Here is an 18,562-nt window from a genome sequence, read left to right as displayed (position 1 = left end):
GTGATATCTGCGGGGTCCCTGAGCCGTACGACGCCGAGCCGGACCGCTTTGAGCCGGGTCACCCTGGTCGGCGAACGCAGGCGGGTCGATCTCGTCCTCCCCTCCAGGGAACCGGTCGGGCTGCTCCTGCCCGACGTGATGCGACTGCTGGACGACCGGCCGTCGGCTCGCCCCGAGTCACGGCATCTGGTCACCCCCGACGGTTCCGCGCTGGCGGACGACAGCACGCTGGAATCGGCCGGGATTCCGGACGGGGCCATCCTGCGGCTCGTGCGCCTGGAGGACGCCCCTGCGGCACCCGTGGTGCACGACGTCACCGACGAGGCCGCCGGCGATCCGCAGGTTCGGGCATGGCGGTGGAGCCCCGCGGCCCGACGCCTCGTCGCCGGAGTCGCGGCGGTCGGCTGGGCCACGGTGGCCGGCGCCCTGGCCCGACGGGAGTTCGCGCCTTTGGCCGTGGGCGGCACTCTGGTGGCCGTCGCCGTGGTGTGCTCACTCGCGGGGAGTCTTCTCGGCCGGGCCGCGCAACGGGGCCTGGCCACCACGCTCCTCGTCGCCGGGGGAACCCTCGGCGCGCTCGGGACATGGACCCTGGCCGACGCCCATGCCTGGTCCGGCGCGGTACGCCTGGCAGGCATGGCCTTCGCCCTCGTGGTGGCGCTGCTCCTACTGGGCTGGTTCGCACCGCTGGGCCGCGCCGGCCTCGTCGGTGCCGTCGCGGTGTTCGGCTGCGCGGTCTGCTGGCAGGCGGCGCTCGCGGTCCAGTCGGGCGCGGGTACAGCGGTGGAGCAGGCCCGTGCGGGCGCGCTGCTGAGCGTCGTCTCGGTCGTCGCCCTCGGCGTGCTGCCGCGACTCGCGCTCACGGCATCCGGTCTGTCCGGGCTGGACGACCGGCGCTCGAGCGGTATGTCCGTCAGCCGCCTGCAGGTTCGCACCGCCCTGACCGCGACTCATCGCGGTCTGGCTCTCGCCACGATCGTCCTGGCCGCCTCAGCCATGACCGCGGGGGTTCTCGTACTGCGGGCGCCTTCGGCATGGACCGTGTGGCTCGCCGTGGTGGCCGCGGCCGTTCTGGCGCTGCGGGCACGTGCCTTCCCGCTCGTCACCGAGGTCGTGGCACTGCTCGGAGCCGGTGCGGTGGTCACCGTTCGGTTCCTCGATGTCTGGCAGGAACACCGCGGTGCCGCGGGACCGATGGCCTCGCTCATCACTTTGGCTCTCGTGCCGCTGCTGGTGCTGACCGTGCAGCCCGCCGAGCATGTGCGGGTGCGGTTGCGGCGCTTCGGCGATGCGCTCGAGTCGGTGGGAGTCATCGCCCTGTTTCCGCTCCTCATCGGGGCGTTCGGTGTGTACGGGCGTCTGCTCGACACCTTCGCGTAGGGGTGGCTTCATGGCTCAGCGAGAGGACTGGCAGCAGGACGTACTACGGCAGTTGGGACAGTACGACGGCTCGGACGAAGCGGCGGGTCCCGCCCCCGAGCCGACCGGGCCCACGGCACGGCCTCGACCGGCGCACTCGGCGCCGACGCCCCCCGAGGCCGCACGATCCACCGCCTCACCGGGTTCCGCCCAGGTCTCCGCGCCGTCGTCGGACCCCGCCGTTCGGACGCCCCGTGATCCCCGTCTTCCGCTGCACACCCCGGAGTCCGTACCGACCGTCGACCCCCGCCTGGCACACGCCCTGGGCCGGCCCCAGCACGGCGATTCCGTGACCCGCCGGACCGGACGCGCACTCCGTGGTCTCGCCGCGTCAGCTTCCCGGGATGTCGCCGAAGAGACCCGTCTCGCACAGGAGTTGCAGCAGCCGGTCACCACCGGCCGAGTCATCGCCGTGACATCCATCCGGGGCGGGGTGGGCAAGTCGACCGTCTCCGCCCTGCTGGGCCGCACCTTCAACCACTACCGACACGACCCCGTCCTCACCCTGGAGGCCGACACCGCACTGGGCACCCTCCCCGTACGGATGGGCGCCGCATCGGTGCGCTGGACGTGCGCCGACATCGCTCGGATCCTCACCCCCGCGATGCAACTCACCGATGTCACGGGCTACTTGGTGCCTGTAGCCGATGGCGGATGGCTGCTCCCCGCAAGCCAGGGCCGCGTCGGCGCGCCGATGGACGTCCGCACATACCGCACGGTCACACTGGCCCTGCGGCGCTACTTCGCGGTGACGGTGGTGGACTGCGAGACGCTGCCGGGTGATGTGGCTCGTACGGCGATGGACACCGCCCATGCCCGGGTGGTGGTCGCCCCGATGACCGCGGAGGGCGTCAACGGCACCCGGCAGGTCCTGGACTGGCTGGCCCAGCTGCCGCACTCCGCCCTGGCCGGAACCGTCGTGGCACTGTCCGCGAACTCCCCCGACACCACTCTCGACGAGAAGACGGCCGCCGCGCACCTGCGAGAGACGGGGGTATCCGTCGTACCGCTCCCCTACGACCGGCATCTGGCGCAGGGAGGCCCCATCCACACCTCCGTGCTGGGCCGGGCCACCCGGGACGCCGCCGTCCGCCTCGCGGCAGAGGCGATGCACCGCGCGGTGAGAGTGCGATGAGCAGACATCAGGCTTCAGGACCTGTTCGAGAAAGGGCCCGTCCGTGACCCAGCACCTCGTCCACCGGCCCGCGCGCTCCACCCGCCCCCTCACCCCGTCCCAGCCGCGGACCATCGAACCGCCGCCCAACCTGCCCGAGGGAAAGATCGGCAACGCGGCGACCGCATTGCTGCCGATGGCCGGCGTCATCAGCTCGGTCGTGATGATGACCGTCATCCGCAACAGCCAGTTCGCCGCGCTCGGGGCGATCGTCCTGGTCTTCGCCCTGGTCGGCGCGGCAGCGCTGTTCCTGTCCCAGAGAGGCAAGGCACAGCGCACCCGACGCACCCAGCGCGAGCGGTATCTCGAATACCTGGAGGAACTGCGCGACGAGCTCGGCTCCCTCGAGCTGGAGCAGCGTGGGCGGGCGCGGTTGCTCAACCCGCCGCACGAGGCCTTGTACGACCTCGTGCGCGATCCGGCCCGGTTGTGGGAGCGGCGCCGCCAGGACACCGACTTCCTGCAGGTACGGGTCGGAACGGGGAACGTGCCGGTACAGGAACTGGTGGTCGGGCAGAACAGCGCGGGCGGGGTCCTGGCTCCTCCGGACCCCTTCATGCTCAACGAGGCCCGCGCCCTGCGGGAGAGGTTCGCCACGGCGACGGACTTCCCGCTCACCGTGCCTTTGGACCGGGCGGGAAACGTCAGCATCGTGGGGGACCGCCAAGGGGTGCTGAGGGTCGCCCACGCCCTGCTGATCCACACCGCGGTCGCACATGCGCCGGACGACGTGGCCCTCGCGCTCGCCGTACCCGCCGAGAGGCTGGCCGAGTGGGAGTGGGCCAAGTGGCTCCCCCACGTCCTGGATCCGTCCGAGCACGACGGTCCGGTCGCCGCCCGCCGGATCTCGCCGGATCTGGCCCAACTGGCCACGCTGTGCCGTCACGATCTGCGTCAGCGTGCCTCCTACGCGGCGGAGGTACGACGCGGGCTGTCGGACCGTGGCGCGCTGCGGATGACAGACCGGCTGCTGGTCGTCAGCGACGTGTACGGCGAGGCGGCAGCCGAACTGCACCGTCCTGACACGGCGGTTGAGCTGTCGGACATGGGCGTGACCGTGCTGCACCTGCTGGAGCAGCGCGTGCACGAGCCGGATCAGGTGACGGTCCGCGTCACCGTCGACGACGGTCGGATCACCGTGGAGGACCTGCGCGACACGTCGCCGGCGGCACAGGGCTCATCGGACGCCATCAGCGTTGCGAGCGCGGCAGGGCTGGCCCGCATGCTGGCCCCGCTCAGGTTGTCGGCGGAGTCCGCGGCCGAGGGCACCCCCGTCTCCGGGCCCGTGGACTTCCCCGGCCTGCTGGGCATCGACGACCCCGCGGCGCTCGACATCGAGCGTCTGTGGGCACCGCGGAGCGAGCGAGCGTTCCTGCGTGTGCCCATCGGCCTGACGGACCGCCATGATCCGGTGCTGCTGGACCTGAAGGAGTCCTCCGAGCTCGGCATGGGCCCACATGGTCTGTGCGTGGGCGCGACCGGCTCCGGCAAGAGCGAGTTGTTGCGCACCCTCGTCCTCGCGCTCACCGCGACCCACTCCCCCGAGGACCTGGCGCTCGTCCTGGTCGATTACAAGGGCGGCGCCACCTTCGCCCCCTTCACCGGCCTCCCGCACGTGGCCGGGGTGATCACGAACCTGGAGAACCAGGCCGGGCTCGTCGAACGTGTCCACAGCAGCCTCGCCGGCGAGGTCAAGCGCCGCCAGCAGGTACTCAAGGACGCCGGCGACATCGCCGACATCGGTCACTACGCCGTTCTGCGTGCCACCCGGCGCCCGGACCTCGAAGCACTGCCGCACCTGTTCGTCGTCATCGACGAGTTCGGCGAGCTGATCACCGCCAAGCCGGACTTCATCGATCTGTTCCTGTCGATCGGCCGCATCGGCCGCTCGATCGGCGTCCATCTGCTGCTGTCCAGCCAGCGCATCGAAGGCGGCAAGCTCAAGGGGCTGGACACGTATCTGTCGTACCGCCTGGGCCTGCGTACCTTCTCCGCCGACGAGTCGCGCACCGTGCTCGACACCACGGACGCCTTCAACCTGCCGCCACTGCCGGGCTTCGGCTATCTGAAGGTCGACACCTCCACCTACGAACGCTTCAAGGCGGGGTACGTCTCCGGCGCTTACCGCAGCCCGAACCCGCACAACGAGAAGGACGACGAGCCGCTCGCGTCGCCGTATCCGACATACAACACGCTCGGCGCATCCCCTGCGGACGCAGCGGAGGAACACGCAGCCACCAGACGAGAGACCGGACCGACGGTGATGTCGGTCATGGTCGGCCAACTCGCCACCGCCGCCCCGCCGGTGCGCCGGATCTGGCTGCCGCCGTTGCCGGACGCCGTCACCCTCGCCACCGCCGTCGGCCCCCTCGAAGCCGGTCCGGAGGGCCTCCGGCTCGCGCACCGCAACGGCGCGATGCGCATTCCGCTGGGTATTCTGGACGACCCGGCCAAGCAGTGGCAACGGCCCTGGCTGCTGGACCTGACCGTCGCCGGCGGCCACACGGCCGTCATCGGCGGCCCGCAGTCCGGCAAGACCACCCTGCTGCGTACCCTCGCCCTCTCACTTGCCCTCACCCACACCCCGTATGACGTCGCCGTCTACGGCCTCGATCTGGTCGGCGGCGGCCTGTCCGCTCTCGCCGGCCTGCCGCAGGTCGGCGGCATCGCGGGGCGCGCCGACCACGAGCGAGCCGCGCGTACCGTCGCCGAGGTACGCGCCATGCTCGCCGAGCGCGAGGAGCTCTTCCGCGCGTACGGTATCGACTCCGTCGACCATCTGCGCCACCTGCGCGCCCAGGGCAGGCTGCCGCAGCTCGGCTCGACCGACGTCGTGCTGCTGATCGACGGATTCGGCACGCTGCGCGACGAGTTCACCCATCTCGATGACGCCGTCGCCGACCTCCTCAAGCGCGGCGGCGGCTACGGCATCCACGTCGTCGCCGGAATGCTGCGCTGGAACGACGTCCGCATCGCCACCCAGTCGATGTTCGGCACGCGCGTCGAACTGCGGCTCAACGACCCGGCCGACTCGTCCATCGACCGCAAGCTGTCAGCGACGCTCGCACCCGATGTGCCGGGCCGAGTGCTGACCGACGGGAAACTGTTCGCGCAGGTCGCGCTGCCCCGCATCGACGACCGCCCCCGCACGGACGACCTCGCGGCCACCCTGGAGCGGACCGCCCGCACGATCCGTGCGGGCTGGCACGGCGACGTCGCCGCCCCCGTCCGGGTGCTTCCGGAGCGGCTTCCCGCGGCGAAACTCCCCTCACCGGCCACCGCGCCGGGGACGATTCCCATCGGCGTGGACCAGGACGCGCTCGCCCCGGTCCTCCTGGACCTGTTCGGGAGCGATCAGCACCTGCTGGTCCTGGGCGACAGCGAGTGCGGCAAGACCAACCTGCTGAAGCTGATCGTCCGGCAACTCGTGGCCCGGTACGGCGACGAGGAGCTGGTATTCGGTGTCTTCGACCCGCGCCGCGGCCTGCGCGGCGTCGTTCCGGAGCCGTACCGCGGCGGTTACGCCCACAACGCGAAGCTCGCCGCCGCCCTGGCCACGGGCATCGCGACCGAGCTGGAGAAGCGTCTGCCGGAGACCGCCGACCCCGACGCGATCGGTGCGGAGCCCTCGTTCACCGGACCGCGGATCGTGATCCTGATCGACGACTACGACGTCCTCACCACCGCCGGTCTGCAACCCCTCGCACCCTTCCTGCCGTACATCTCCTCCGCCCAGGACATCGGCCTCCACTTCGTCATGGCCCGCCGCACCGCCGGATCCTCCCGCGCCCTGTACGAACCGCTGCTGACCACCCTGCGCGAGACCGGCACCACCGCCCTCGTCATGACCGGTGACCGCTCCGAGGGCCAGCTCTTCCCCGGCCTGTACGCCTCCGCCCAGCCGCCCGGCCGCGGCACCCTCGTCCGCCGCGGCCACCACCGGCTCATCCAGACCGCCGTCACGGACGAAGCCGACGAAGATCCGGGATCCGCTCCATGACCAAGGACGTCATCGCCCTCACCCCGAAGATGCCGGACCTGCGCACCCTCCTCGCGGGTCTCTACGCCGGAGGCCCAGACCTCGGTGTGAGCACGCTGGCCGACAGCGCCGTCATCCAGCTCCACGCGCCCGACGGGCGCCCCCTCGTCTCCGTCGAGGCCCCCGTACTCATCCAGGTCCCCGGTGAAACCGCCCGCCTCCTCGGCGCCGGCCCCGGTCTCCCCGACAGCCCGGTGTGGTGGACCGAGGCCCGCGCCTCCACCACCGTCGCGGAAGGCGGCCTGCTGGCGGGCTCCTTCGCCGGACGTCTCGCCACCGTCCTGAACGGCTCGGTCTGGCCTCCGGAAGCCGCCTCGACCGACGTCGTCCCGCTTACCACGGACATCTCCGCCGTCCCCGTCCCCGCCACGGCGGCTCCGGCAGTGGACGTCCTCACCGACAACGCTGCCGTGGTCATCCAGGACCGCCCCTTCGTCACCATGACCAGCTGGCTCTCCGACGCCCTGCGCGGCGCGACGGCCGACGACCGCGCCCTGCAGATCGTCACCCCGTGCACCACCCGCCTGACCCAGCCCACCCGCATCGCGCTGACCGGCCATCCCAACCGCTGGGTCGTCCAAGACGCCGACCACGGCTTCTACGACGGCCTGTCCGGCGCCGTACTCCACTGGAAGGGCGGCATCTTCACCCCCGTTCTCGGGGAGAACGGCACGGCCTCCGTCGCGGAAGCCTTCACGGCCACCGCCGGCACCGGCGAACGCCAGCTCGTCCTCTCCCTGCGTACCCGGCACCCCGCCGACGAGGATCTCGTCCTCGGCCGGGCGCTGGAAGCCGCTTGGCGCGCTCTCACCGGTGCCCCACCTGCCGGATGGAGCACCGCCGAACCCGTCAGCCTTCCCTGGTCGACGCGCCGGCTGACCGACCTCGCGCGCGATCGCGCACCCCGACCGACCTGGCTCATCGCCGTCGGCCATCCGGACCGCCCGGCCATCGCGACCGTCCGCGTCACCCGCACCCCTGCCGGCGTCGAGGAGGACATCATCCTCACTCTCGGCTACGGCGAGGACGAGACCCCGCCCCTGGACAGGATCGGACTTCTCGCCGAGACTCTCTGCGCCGAGCACGCCCTGGCCAGCATGCTGACGTCACTTCGCGCCGCCCGTCGCGATCTGACCGTTCCCCCACACTTCGAAGCCCCGCCCGTACCCCACACATTCACGCTGGGCCCCGGCGAGCTCAGGGCGGTCGGCCTCGCCCACGCCCTCAGCCCGCCCCTCGGCCCCACCCCTGTCCAGCTCGGCCCCGCCGCCGAACCCGCCCTGCACTACCCGATCGGCGACGGGACCTCGCCCGGGGCCTGGACCACCCTTCAGCACCTCACGGCCCACATCGGAGCCGCTCCGGGAACGGCGCACTGACAGGTCCGGGCGACCTGGATCGAAGCCCATCAGGGCCCTGGGAGGGTCAGCCCTCGTCCGGCGTCAGCCGCAACGAGATGCTGTTGATGCAGTACCGCTGGTCCGTCGGCGTCGCATACCCCTCACCTTCGAACACATGGCCGAGGTGCGACCCGCAGCGGGCGCACCGCACCTCCGTCCGCATCATTCCGTGCGAACGGTCCTGGATCAGCTCGACGGCGTCCGAGTCCTTCGGGTCGTAGAAGGACGGCCAGCCGCAGTGCGACTCGAACTTCTCCGTGGAGGTGAAGAGTTCGGCGCCGCAGGCGCGACAGGAGTAGACGCCCGTCTTCTTGGTGTCGGTGTACTCACCGGTGAAGGCGGGTTCGGTGCCCGCCTTGCGCAGCACCGTGTACTCGGCCGGGGTCAGCTCCGCGCGCCACTGCTCGTCCGGCTTTTCGATGTCGTACGACATGAAGCTCAGCCCCTCACATTCAAGGAGGCCCCGCTGAGGGGCCACGGTCACTCGGCCAGGCGGGCGAGGATCTCGGGGCCGAGATCCGTCACGTCGCCGGCGCCCATGGTGAGAACGAGATCACCGGGCTTCGCCATTCCCGCGACGGCGGACGGGACCTCGGCCTTGTCGTGGACCGCCGTCACCTCCGCGCCCGCGGTCCGTGCGGCCTGGATGATCAGCTCGCTGGTGATCCCGGGGATCGGATCCTCGCGGGCCGGGTAGATGTCCAGGACGACCGAGGCGTCCGCCAGCGACAGGGCCTCGCCCATCTCCTTGCCCAGCTCCTGGGTGCGGGAGAACAGGTGCGGCTGGAAGACCACGAGGATGCGGCCCGAGGCGCCGGCGCGCATTGCCTCCAGGTCGGCGGTCATCTCGGTCGGGTGGTGCGCGTAGGAGTCGACGACCTGGACGCCGGCCGCCTCGCCCTTGAGCTGGAGGCGGCGCTTCACGCCGGTGTACGAGGCGAGCGCGGGGGCCAGCTCGGCGGCCGGGATGCCCAGGGCGACCCCCGCGGCCAGCGCCGCCACGGCGTTGTGCGCGTAGTGGCGGCCGGGGACGGAGACCGCGAAGGTCAGCTCGGCGCCGTCCAGCAGGACCGTCACCTCGCTCTTCAGGCCCTGCGGGACCACGGAGAGCACCCGGACGTCCGCGTCGGCGGACTCGCCGTACGTCACGACGCGCACCCCGCGGCCGGTGACCCGGCGGGTCAGCTCGCGGGCGCCCTCGTGGTCCGCCGAGATCACCAGCGTGCCGCCCTCGGTGACGCGGTCCACGAACGTCTCGAAGGACTCGTAGATCTCTTCCATCGACGCGTAGTTGGCGTGGTGGTCGAGTTCGACGTTGAGGATGATCGCGACCTCGGGCGCGTACTTGTGGAAGCTGCGGTCCGACTCGTCGGCCTCGGCGACGAAGATCTCGCCCTCGCCGTGCAGGGCGTTCGAACCGGGGGCGTCGAGGTCGCCGCCGATGGCGTACGACGGGGCGAGGCCGAGCGAGGACAGGGACACGGCCAGCATCGAGGTGGTGGTCGTCTTGCCGTGCGTGCCAGCGACCGCGATCGGGCGCAGGCCGTCCATCAGCCGGGCGAGGGCGTCCGAGCGGTGGACGACCGGGATGCCGAGCTCGGCCGCGCGGGCGAGCTCCGGGTTGTCCGCGCGGATCGCGGAGGAGACCACGACACAGGTGGCGTCGGGGGCGAGGTGGCCGGCGGCGTGCCCGATGTGGACCGTGGCGCCCAGCGCGCGCAGCGCCTCGGCGGTGGCGGACTCCTTCGCGTCGCTGCCCGCCACCTGGGCTCCACGCTGCGCGAGGATCTTCGCGATGCCCGACATCCCGGCGCCGCCGATGCCGATGAAGTGCGGTCGGTCCATCGCGGTAGGAAGGCCGGGTGCCATGCGTGTATCTCCCCAAGATCCGGTACGAAGGTGGGCGCGTTCTCCCGAGGGGAACGCGGGCCCAGCCTATTGGGTGCGGCGGACAGCGCCTCACAAGGGACACCGGCGGACGGACCCGGGCGCCCGGGGACTCGCTCCCGGGCCGCTCTCCGGTCCCCGGAACCGGAAGCCGACTCACGCCTTGCTGTGCGAGAACAGCTTCAGGACCGGCACGCCCACCTTGTGGCGGGCCCGGGAGGCCCAGTCGCGGTGGAAGAACTCCTCCACGTAGTGGGGGTCGGTCAGCACGATGACCTCGTCGGCCTCCACCTGGTCGACCAGGGTCTTCAGCGCGTCGAGGGGGTGGTCCTCGATCAGCCGGCCCTCGGCCGTGCTGCCGGACCCGCGCAGGGCCAGCAGCGACACCTCCAGCGCCCGCTCGCCCTGGCCGACGGCCTCCTCGCCCTCCGGCGTCTCGCCCTCGCGGGTCGCCTCGTCGAGCTCGCCCATCGCGACGTCGTCGATGGCCCGCAGCAGCCGGTCCGCCTGGTCGCCCCGGGGCTGGAGGAGCACGTGGAAGGCGACTGTCTCGTCACCGTGCAAGGTGGTGACGAACTCCACGTCGGCGGACGTCAGGGCCTTCTCGATCATCAATACGCTCGTGAACACGACAGGCGCCCTTCTCGTCCGTGGGCCGTCCCGGCCCCCTGCGGAAACCATCCTGCCCCGTGACAGCACGGGTACTGCGCGAATTAGTGTGCCCGGCCGAAGAGAAACGGAATCTACTATTCCGACTGTCGGCCGGACCGACCGTACCGGCTGTACAGGAACCCGGCCTCTTCCAGCAGGGACACCAGTCCGAACTGCTGGGGAACCGGCACCGAGGGCCCTCCCGCGATCCGCTGGGCGTCACCCGCGGCGAGCATCGGGGCCAGCGTCAGGCACATCTCGTCCAGGACACCGGCCGCGATCAGCTGGCCCAGCAGCCTCGGCCCGCCCTCGGTCAGCAGTCTGGTGTGCCCGAGGTCGCCCAGGGCCCGTACGGCACGCGCGGGATCGATCCCCATGCCGTCCCCGGCGATCACCACCCGCGCACCCGCACGCTCGGCCTCGGCGACCCGGTCCGGGGCCGCCGCGGCACCGGTCAGCACCAGCGTGGGCACCAGGGGCGAGGTGAACAGCGGCAGCGAGAAGTCCAGGTCGAGGCTCGCCGTGACCACCGCGATCGCGGGCGCGGGGCCCTGCCCGGCGGCCTCCCGCAGCGCCGCGAAGGCCTCACGCGCGCGGGCCGGCCGGTAGCCCTCCTGCCGCACCGTCTCCGCCCCGACGACCACGACGTCCGCGAGCCCCCGGAGCACACCGAAGATCCTCATGTCGGTGGCGTTCGAGATGGGCTGCGAGCGCCCGTCGTGCTGGGCGGCGCCGTCGAGCGTGGAGACCATGTTGGCCCGGAGCCAGGGCCACCGGACCTCGGGATAGGCGTACGCCTCCGCCAGTTCCCCGAGCTCCCACTCGCGTTCCGTCACATCCGCCCCCGAGGCCTCGCCGGAGGCCTCGGCTGCTGTTTCATGGGTCACAGGGAACAGGCGTCGCATGCCGTGCAGTCTGGCACGGCGCATAGAGTGGGGAACCGTGTCGTCCACCTCCACCGCCTCCGCGATCGACCCGATAGCCGAAGCGGCCCCGCTGTCCCTGTGCGCCCGCGAGCCGCACGTCCCCGCCGACCGGCTCGTCGCCGAGATGGTGCCGCCGCCGCGCTTCGACTCGGTCCGCTTCGCCACGTACATCCCGGACCCGAACCAGCCCAGCCAGATCGAGGCCGTAGGCATCCTGGAGGCCTTCGCCGGGGGTCTCGGCGGAGCGCACGCCGTGGGTACGCCCAAGCGGAGGCTGTTCGGCCGCGGCAAGGCCCCGAAGACGCCGGCCGGTCCCCGGGGTGTCTACCTGGACGGCGGTTACGGCGTCGGCAAGACCCACCTCCTGGCCTCGCTGTGGCACGCGACCCCGGCGGAGCCCGCGCTCAAGGCGTTCGGCACCTTCGTCGAGCTGACCAACCTGGTCGGCGCGCTCGGCTTCCAGAAGACCGTGCAGACCCTCTCCGGGCACCGCCTCCTGTGCATCGACGAGTTCGAACTCGACGACCCGGGCGACACCGTCCTCGTCTCCACCCTGCTCGGCAAGCTGGTCGACGCGGGCGTGGCGCTCGCCGCCACCTCGAACACGCTTCCGGGCAAACTCGGCGAGGGCCGGTTCGCCTCCGCCGACTTCCTGCGGGAGATCCAGGGCCTCTCCTCCCGCTTCCGCTCCCTGCGCATCGACGGCGAGGACTACCGCCACCGCGGCCTGCCCGAGGCGCCCGCCCCGTTCTCCGAGGAGCAGGTCACCAAGGCCGCGTACGCCACCGACGGCGCGTCCCTCGACGACTTCCCGCACCTGCTCGGCCATCTCGCCCGCGTCCATCCCAGCCGGTACGGCGCCCTGACGGACGGGATCCAGGCGGTCTGCCTCACCGACGTCCAGCCCGTCCCGGACCAGTCGACGGCGCTGCGGCTCGTCGTGCTCGCCGACCGGCTGTACGACCGCGAGGTACCGGTCCTCGCCTCCGGAATGCCCTTCGACCGGCTGTTCAGCGAGGAGATGCTGAACGGCGGCTACCGCAAGAAGTACTTCCGCGCGATCTCCCGCCTGACCGCGCTCGCCCGCGACGCGAAGGGGCTCGTGGAGGGCCCGGGAGCCTAGTGCCGTGTTAGTCAAGGTCCGCCCTTCGAGGAGCGGCGTCATGGGGGTCCCCCCTGCTCGAGCGAAGCCGAGAGCTTGGGGGAGCGTGCTCTCGGCGTGCCGGCCGGAAGTCCTCGTACTGGACGTACTTGGGCTTTCGGCCGGTGCGGCGAGTGGGGGTCCCCCTGCTCGAAGAGCTTGGGGGAGCGTGCCGGGCGCCGCGACGGGGCGAACCTCGGCTGACGCGGCACTAGGGTCCGCCGTTCGGATCATGCGGCGCGACGCGGGGCAGGGCACCAGGAGCCCCTCCTCGCCGGCCCGGCAACAACCGTGCCCCCGCGACGTAGAGTGGAATGGCCAGACTTGTCGGGCGGCTCGGAAGGGGGTCGTCATGGTCCAGGAACTCATCGTGGCGATCACGGCGGCCTGTTCCGCCTCGGTGATCTACGTCGCGGCCGGCGCCCGGGTGGTCAAGCAGTACGAACGCGGAGTCGTCTTCCGCCTCGGGCGGCTCGCGGGAGAGGTCCGTTCCCCCGGCTTCACCATGGTCGTGCCGTTCGTGGACCGGCTGCGCAAGGTCAACATGCAGATCGTGACCCTGCCCATCCCGGCCCAGGAGGGCATCACCCGGGACAACGTCACGGTCCGCGTGGACGCGGTCGTCTACTTCCGGGTGGTGGACGCGGCGAACGCGATCATCCAGGTCGAGGACTACCGCTTCGCGGTCTCCCAGATGGCACAGACCTCCCTCCGGTCGATCATCGGCAAGAGCGACCTGGACGACCTGCTCTCCAACCGCGAAAAGCTCAACCAGGGGCTGGAGTTGATGATCGACAGCCCGGCGATCGGCTGGGGCGTGCAGATCGACCGGGTCGAGATCAAGGACGTGTCGCTGCCCGAGACGATGAAACGGTCCATGGCCCGCCAGGCCGAGGCCGACCGCGAGCGCAGGGCCCGGATCATCAACGCGGACGCGGAACTTCAGGCGTCCAAGAAGCTGGCGCAGGCCGCCGAGGTGATGTCGGAACAGCCGGCCGCGCTCCAACTGCGGCTGCTCCAGACGGTGGTGGCCGTCGCGGCCGAGAAGAACTCCACCCTCGTCCTGCCCTTCCCGGTCGAACTGCTGCGCTTCCTGGAACGGGCCCAGTCGGGACAGCCGCCGGTGGTGACGGAGTCGCAGCGGGAGCGGCGGCCGAAAGCGCCGCCCGCGGAGGAGCGGCAGCCGGCGGTCGAGCCCGTCGAGCCTCCCGCCCCGCCGGAGCGGATCAACGGAGTGCCGGAGGCTCTCGGCCTTCCGGAGGCGTTCGCGGACACGGACGGACTCGGCATCCCGGACACGTTCGGGATCCTGGGTGAGCCCAGGGTGCCCGCGGAACCGGAGGGACCCAAGGATGCGGGGAATCCCGGCGAGTTCGGGACCGTCGACGCGTACGGGAACGACGCGGACCGGTCCACGACCGCGGCAGAACGCGCGGAGCCGGAGGCACCTGCGGGATAGCCCGCGCGGACGAGGGGGAACTCGGCGGCTGAACCGGCCTGGGGCATCGGTGTGCCTCCTCGTAAGGTGGAGGCATGAGCGACGACCACTGCGCGACCGGCGGAGACGGGCCGGACACGAAGTCCCGCGATGCCCTCGTCCCGGCGGCCGAGCAGGCCGGGCCGCCGTACGCGGAGTGCGTGCTGTGCCGTGAACCGACCGAGTATCCGGAGTCGTACAGGGGGATCACGCTGTGCCCCGTCTGCGCCTGGCAGGAGGCACAGCGCACCGCGTGTTCGGGCTGACCGGCGCGGGCACCGGCAGGACGCGCGGCTCCGGAACCGGACCGTCCGTCCGGAACGGATCTTCCGCCTGGCAGACTGGGGGCGTGAGCAGCGACGACCCGACCCCCGCCGACGACAGCCCGTTCCGTGACGAGCCCACCGGGCGCGACGAGGCACGGCAGTTCGTGCTGCCGCTGGTCGTGCACATCGAGAAGGCCGCTCCCCCGGCGCGCACCGACGCGCTGGAGACCGCAGCCCGGGCCGTGCTGACCATCCTGAGCGACGAGCGGTCGCTCGGGGACGGTATCTGGGCGCGGGCGATGCGGGACTGGCAGGACGCCCGGATCCGCAAGGTCGTGCGGCGGGCGCGTGGAGCCGAGTGGCGGCGGGCCGAGGCTCTGCCCGGCATCACCGTGACCGGGCGGTCCGCGGAGGTACGGGTTTTCCCGCCCGTACCGCTGGACGGCTGGCCCAAGGACCTGGCACGGCTCCAGGTGTCCGGCACGGATCTCGACGATCCGGAGCCCCCGGCACCGGCCGATCCGGCGGCGCCCGTGCTGTGGCTGAACCCGGAGCTCGACATGTCGGCCGGCAAGACGATGGCGCAGACGGGCCATGGCGCCCAGCTGGCCTGGTGGGAGCTGTCGGAGAAGGAGCGGACCGCCTGGCGCGAGGCGGGCTTCGCCCTCTCGGTGCGCACGGCCGATCCGGCCCGCTGGAGTGAACTCAGCGCTTCCGAGCTGCCGTTGGTCCGTGACGCGGGGTTCACGGAGATCGCTCCCGGACTGACGGTCGCCGTCGAGGGGCACGACCGCGTCGGCGCCCTGCCGCACAGCGTTCCGGATGCGGCGGTCTGACGGCGGCCCCTACTTCGCCAGCGTGGTGGCGAGTTCCGCCGTGACGCGGACGAGTTCGGTGTCCGGCTCGGCGAGCAGGTGCTGGAGGGTTCCTCTGTGGGCGCGCACGGCCTGGCGGGCTTCGCGCTCCCATCCCACCCAGTTCTCCCGGCGGTTGAGGAGTTTGGGGTAGGCGGCGGCCGTGCGTTCCCACTGCCGTGCGTCCGCGATGTCCCTCAGGAGCTGGATTATCTGAACGCGGCAGGTGACCTGGGGGAGTTCGGCGAGTTCCCAGAGGAAGGGGACGGTGGCGGCCGTCGCCTGCTCCACGACGAATCCGAACTGGCAGATTCGTTCCCTCAGGTCCTGGAGTGCCGCCCTGGCCGTTGCCGCGTCACCCCAGGCGACGGTGTTGAGGAGGAAGGGGATGGCTTCCGCCGACCCCTTGGAATCCTTGATCTCGTCCCACGGCACGCGTGCCAGATTCCCGAGTGGTGTTGCCATTTCCGCTCCCTCCGAAGGCGTCGGACAGTGACAGGTGCGCGGGCGGGCCGAGGGCCCGTCCCGGACGATCACGCTCCCCGGGGGAGCGGCTGAGCCGACGTCACTACACGCCCCTGGTAACGAGGTTGACGCCACGGCTATTATCCACGCTGTCAGCGTCTTCGTGCAATTGCACGAGAAATTGCATGAAGCCGGAGAGAGTTTTGGGCCACGTGAGGTCCGGCCGGAGCCCGCGACCGGGCGGCCGGGCGGACTCACACCTGGTGGAACGTCAGCAAGGAGAGTGCGTTGGTGCCATCAGTGCCGAACGGAGTGCGGGCCAGCTCGCTGGACGCCTCCTGGATCAAGAGCAGGCACAGCAATGCCGAAGGCAACTGCGTCGAGGTGGCCGACCTCGGCGACGGAGGTATCGCGGTACGCAACTCCCGCGACCCCGACGGTCCGGCCCTCGTCTACACCCCCGCGGAAGTGGCCGCGTTCCTGGCCGGCGCGAAGGACGGGGAGTTCGACCACCTGCTCTGATCCAGGCGTCCGATGCTTCGAATTCCGTTGAAACGGAACGATGGTTGTCCACTTCTGTCTCCCCCTGCGGCAGAGTCCGGGGCAGTGCGATAATTTTGACTGTCTTCTGCCGGTCGACTGGGAGTCAGGATGTCCGTCGAGTCACCCCGCGTCTCCCGCCTCGAACCGTATCTGAGCCGGGAGGAGCCCGCCCCTACTCTGCTGAAGATGCTGGTCGGCGTTCAGCTGGCCGGCGCCCGCGAGGACGCGGGGCTGTCCCAGGAACAGGCGGCGCGTTCCCTGGGGTTCAGCGCGGCGAAGCTGTCGCGCATAGAGGCGGGCAAGGGCCGTCGGCCGCCGACGGAGGGCGACGTCCGCGCGCTGCTCGACCTGTACGGGACCGAGGACTACCAAGTGTCGGTCCTGCTCAGACTGCTCAAGCGCGCGGGCGAGCCGGGGTGGTGGCAGCGCTACGACAAGCGGCTGATGCCCGAGTGGTTCGACCGGCTGGTCGGACTCCAGGAGGCGGCCACCACCATCCGCACCTTCGAGATCCAGTACGTTCCGGGCCTGTTGCAGACCCCCGACTACACACGGGCCGTGGTGGAACGCGGGCTCCCGACGGCGCCCGCCGCCGAGGTGCAGCGCCGGGTGGAGTTGCGCATGCGCCGGCGGGAGCTGCTGAACCGGGTGGACGCCCCTCAGCTGTGGGCCGTCGTCGACGAGTCCGTACTGCTGCGCGTTCTGGGCAGCCGTGAGGTGATGCGCGCGCAGCTGCAGCACCTCGTCGAGATGGCCCAGCGGCCCCATGTGGTCGTGCAGATCGTGCCGTTGGACGTCACCAACGCCTCGGCTCCGGCGATCCCCGTCACCTATCTGCGCTTCGGTGGCGTCGAACTGCCCGACATCGTCTATCTGGAGCACATCAGGAGCGCCAACTTCCTGGAGGACCGAGACGAGACGGAGGAGTACCGGGTGGTACTGGACCGGCTCGCCGACGAGGCCCTCAGCCCGCGCGCGTCCCTGGCGCTGCTGCGCAGCACGGTGGAACAGCGGTACAACGCCTCGCACTGACGGACCGTCACACCGGGCCCGGACCGCTGCCGACAGGTCCCGCCGGACATCGCTCCCGCCGTACAGGTCCCGCCGGGCACACGCGAGCGGGTCCCGCCGCAGGCGCCGGGGGCCGGAAGTGGACCGGAGCTAGCGTATCCGGCCGACCCCGCCGAACTCGATCCACTCCTGCGTGAGCTGGCGCGGCACGACGTCGGTGTCCGGACGCCAGGTGGACACCTCGACCAGTCCGGGTTCGAGGATGTCCATGCCGTCGAAGAACTGCTCCACGTCCTTCTCCTGGCGGACCCGGCCCCAGTGCCCCTGCGTCGCGGTGTCCATGAACCCGGTGACGAAGTCGCGGACCTCGGCGTCCTCGCTGACCAGTTGGCACATCACCATGAAGCTGCCGGGCGCCAGCCGGTCGGCGACGCGGCGGATCACGGGGAGGGGCCCGTCGGCCTCGCTGTCCGGGATGCAGTGGAACACCGAGTTGAACAGCACGGCCACCGGCTGCGAGAGATCGATCAGCCGCCGGGTGTCGGGGTGGGAGAAGATCTCCTCCGTCTGCCGCAGGTCGGCGTGTATGACGGCGGTCCGCTCGTTCTGGTCCAGCAGGGCCCGGCCGTGCACCAGCACCATCGGATCGCTGTCCACGTAGACCACCCGGGAGGTCTCGTCGACCGTCTGGGCGACCTGGTGCACGTTGTTCTGGGTGGGCAGGCCGGATCCGTGATCGAGGAACTGCCTGATCCCGTAGCCGTCCGCCAGCGTCCGGACCACGCGCTGGAGGAAGCGCCGGTTGTTCAGAGCGAGCGCGCGCGTGCTGGGCACGACCTTGTCCAGCTCTTCGCAGGCCGCCCGGTCGGCGGCGTAGTTGTCCTTGCCGCCGAGGTAGTGGTCGTACATGCGCGCGGCCGTGGGCACCGTGGCATCGATCGACTTGGTCAGCTGCTCGCCAGGCTGCATCGTTCCCCCAGATCAGTGTCGGCAGGCCTGACCGGCCCGACCGGCAATACATCTTAGGGAAACGGAAGTTGGCGTTACCAGCCCCCGAACGAAGGACGCGGGAGGGCTTTCAGGCCAATTGACGCCCCCTTGTTCACCGTTGTGGCCCGAAATGACCGATCGGCAGGGACCGCCGCCGGTCGTGCCCCGTGCCGGGCGGTCGTCCGCCGCGCATCGGCGTGACGCGGGGCCGCCGGGCGCGAAACCTCAAATGTTGCTCTGAACGTCCGCCCCGGGGGGTTCGGTCCCGGTCCCCGGGGCCATGACCTGGTCACGCCGGTGCACCGGCCGTCGTGGGGAG

16 protein-coding genes are annotated in these 18,562 nt (G+C 71.2%); 10 read left to right on the top strand and 6 right to left on the bottom strand.

The window, feature by feature from the left end; all coding sequences use genetic code 11:
* From eccD to OG485_RS32120, 4 genes are read left to right on the top strand one after another with little or no spacing between them, the layout of a single operon-like run.
* Positions 1–1,380: a type VII secretion integral membrane protein EccD gene (gene eccD / locus OG485_RS32135; RefSeq protein ID WP_328672079.1), complete on the top strand. Its 1,380-nt coding sequence runs from the start codon at positions 1–3 to the stop codon at positions 1,378–1,380.
* A 10-nt stretch (positions 1,381–1,390) separates the two neighbouring features.
* On the top strand, positions 1,391–2,554 hold the full coding sequence (locus OG485_RS32130) for a hypothetical protein (RefSeq protein ID WP_328672078.1): 1,164 nt from the start codon (positions 1,391–1,393) through the stop codon (positions 2,552–2,554).
* A 43-nt stretch (positions 2,555–2,597) separates the two neighbouring features.
* Complete coding sequence (gene eccCa / locus OG485_RS32125; RefSeq protein WP_328672077.1) at positions 2,598–6,593, top strand: type VII secretion protein EccCa; 3,996 nt, start codon at positions 2,598–2,600, stop codon at positions 6,591–6,593.
* Positions 6,590–8,011, top strand: coding sequence for a DUF6177 family protein (locus tag OG485_RS32120; protein ID WP_328672076.1), 1,422 nt, complete (start codon positions 6,590–6,592; stop codon positions 8,009–8,011). Before eccCa ends, OG485_RS32120 begins: the two co-directional genes overlap by 4 nt.
* Positions 8,012–8,057: 46 nt before the next feature.
* On the opposite strand, the gene msrB is transcribed toward OG485_RS32120, so the two are convergent.
* From msrB to OG485_RS32100, 4 genes are all read right to left on the bottom strand, one after another.
* Positions 8,058–8,465, bottom strand: coding sequence for a peptide-methionine (R)-S-oxide reductase MsrB (gene msrB / locus OG485_RS32115; protein WP_328672075.1), 408 nt, complete (start codon positions 8,463–8,465; stop codon positions 8,058–8,060).
* Between the two features lie 47 nt (positions 8,466–8,512).
* Entirely contained in the window at positions 8,513–9,901 is a 1,389-nt protein-coding gene (gene murC / locus OG485_RS32110; RefSeq protein WP_328672074.1) for a UDP-N-acetylmuramate--L-alanine ligase, read from the bottom strand.
* 174 nt (positions 9,902–10,075) lie between these two features.
* Positions 10,076–10,549 carry an indole-3-glycerol phosphate synthase gene (locus OG485_RS32105; RefSeq protein WP_328672073.1) on the bottom strand — a complete coding sequence of 158 codons (474 nt, stop codon included), beginning with the start codon at positions 10,547–10,549 and terminating at the stop codon, positions 10,076–10,078.
* Positions 10,550–10,665: 116 nt separating this feature from the next.
* Positions 10,666–11,475: a pyrimidine reductase family protein gene (locus OG485_RS32100; protein ID WP_328672072.1), complete on the bottom strand. Its 810-nt coding sequence runs from the start codon at positions 11,473–11,475 to the stop codon at positions 10,666–10,668.
* On the opposite strand from OG485_RS32100, the gene zapE reads away from it, so the two are divergent.
* From zapE to OG485_RS32080, 4 genes are all read left to right on the top strand, one after another.
* The gene (gene zapE, locus OG485_RS32095; protein ID WP_443048797.1) at positions 11,474–12,619 is read left to right on the top strand and encodes a cell division protein ZapE; all 1,146 of its coding nucleotides are present in this window, start codon (positions 11,474–11,476) and stop codon (positions 12,617–12,619) included. The genes OG485_RS32100 and zapE overlap by 2 nt on opposite strands.
* 370 nt (positions 12,620–12,989) lie before the next feature.
* A complete protein-coding gene (locus OG485_RS32090) occupies positions 12,990–14,096 on the top strand; it encodes a slipin family protein (protein WP_328672070.1) in 1,107 nt (368 codons plus the stop codon).
* Between the two features lie 74 nt (positions 14,097–14,170).
* Entirely contained in the window at positions 14,171–14,380 is a 210-nt protein-coding gene (locus OG485_RS32085; RefSeq protein ID WP_328672069.1) for a hypothetical protein, read from the top strand.
* 83 nt (positions 14,381–14,463) lie between these two features.
* Positions 14,464–15,216, top strand: a complete 753-nt coding sequence (locus tag OG485_RS32080; protein WP_328672068.1) for a peptidyl-tRNA hydrolase — start codon at positions 14,464–14,466, stop codon at positions 15,214–15,216.
* A 9-nt stretch (positions 15,217–15,225) separates the two neighbouring features.
* Here OG485_RS32080 and OG485_RS32075 read toward each other — a convergent pair whose 3' ends face one another.
* A complete protein-coding gene (locus OG485_RS32075; RefSeq protein ID WP_328672067.1) occupies positions 15,226–15,699 on the bottom strand; it encodes a hypothetical protein in 474 nt (157 codons plus the stop codon).
* A 291-nt stretch (positions 15,700–15,990) separates the two neighbouring features.
* Here OG485_RS32075 and OG485_RS32070 point away from each other — a divergent pair, with 291 nt between their 5' ends.
* Both OG485_RS32070 and OG485_RS32065 read left to right on the top strand, forming a co-directional pair.
* Positions 15,991–16,221 (top strand): DUF397 domain-containing protein, encoded by a 231-nt coding sequence (locus tag OG485_RS32070; RefSeq protein ID WP_328672066.1) that lies wholly within the window; start codon positions 15,991–15,993, stop codon positions 16,219–16,221.
* Positions 16,222–16,350: 129 nt separating this feature from the next.
* Positions 16,351–17,274 carry a helix-turn-helix domain-containing protein gene (locus tag OG485_RS32065; protein ID WP_328672065.1) on the top strand — a complete coding sequence of 308 codons (924 nt, stop codon included), beginning with the start codon at positions 16,351–16,353 and terminating at the stop codon, positions 17,272–17,274.
* Between the two features lie 129 nt (positions 17,275–17,403).
* On the opposite strand, the gene OG485_RS32060 is transcribed toward OG485_RS32065, so the two are convergent.
* Positions 17,404–18,222, bottom strand: coding sequence for an SAM-dependent methyltransferase (locus tag OG485_RS32060; RefSeq protein WP_328672064.1), 819 nt, complete (start codon positions 18,220–18,222; stop codon positions 17,404–17,406).
* Positions 18,223–18,562: the final 340 nt, after the last annotated feature.

It is taken from the genome of Streptomyces sp. NBC_00328 (assembly GCF_036139655.1).
In the GTDB taxonomy this organism is placed as follows: Bacteria; Actinomycetota; Actinomycetes; order Streptomycetales; family Streptomycetaceae; genus Streptomyces.
This window is presented reverse-complemented; position numbering and strand designations above follow the sequence as displayed.

Coding starts and splice junctions, on each gene's coding strand:
- OG485_RS32085 (WP_328672069.1), top strand. CDS start 14,171: ATGAGCGACGACCACTGCGCGACCGGCGGAGACGGGCCGGACACGAAG.
- OG485_RS32100 (WP_328672072.1), bottom strand. CDS start 11,475: ATGCGACGCCTGTTCCCTGTGACCCATGAAACAGCAGCCGAGGCCTCC.
- OG485_RS32090 (WP_328672070.1), top strand. CDS start 12,990: ATGGTCCAGGAACTCATCGTGGCGATCACGGCGGCCTGTTCCGCCTCG.
- OG485_RS32060 (WP_328672064.1), bottom strand. CDS start 18,222: ATGCAGCCTGGCGAGCAGCTGACCAAGTCGATCGATGCCACGGTGCCC.
- OG485_RS32065 (WP_328672065.1), top strand. CDS start 16,351: ATGTCCGTCGAGTCACCCCGCGTCTCCCGCCTCGAACCGTATCTGAGC.
- OG485_RS32075 (WP_328672067.1), bottom strand. CDS start 15,699: ATGGCAACACCACTCGGGAATCTGGCACGCGTGCCGTGGGACGAGATC.
- OG485_RS32130 (WP_328672078.1), top strand. CDS start 1,391: ATGGCTCAGCGAGAGGACTGGCAGCAGGACGTACTACGGCAGTTGGGA.
- zapE (WP_443048797.1), top strand. CDS start 11,474: ATGCCGTGCAGTCTGGCACGGCGCATAGAGTGGGGAACCGTGTCGTCC.
- OG485_RS32120 (WP_328672076.1), top strand. CDS start 6,590: ATGACCAAGGACGTCATCGCCCTCACCCCGAAGATGCCGGACCTGCGC.
- murC (WP_328672074.1), bottom strand. CDS start 9,901: ATGGCACCCGGCCTTCCTACCGCGATGGACCGACCGCACTTCATCGGC.
- msrB (WP_328672075.1), bottom strand. CDS start 8,465: ATGTCGTACGACATCGAAAAGCCGGACGAGCAGTGGCGCGCGGAGCTG.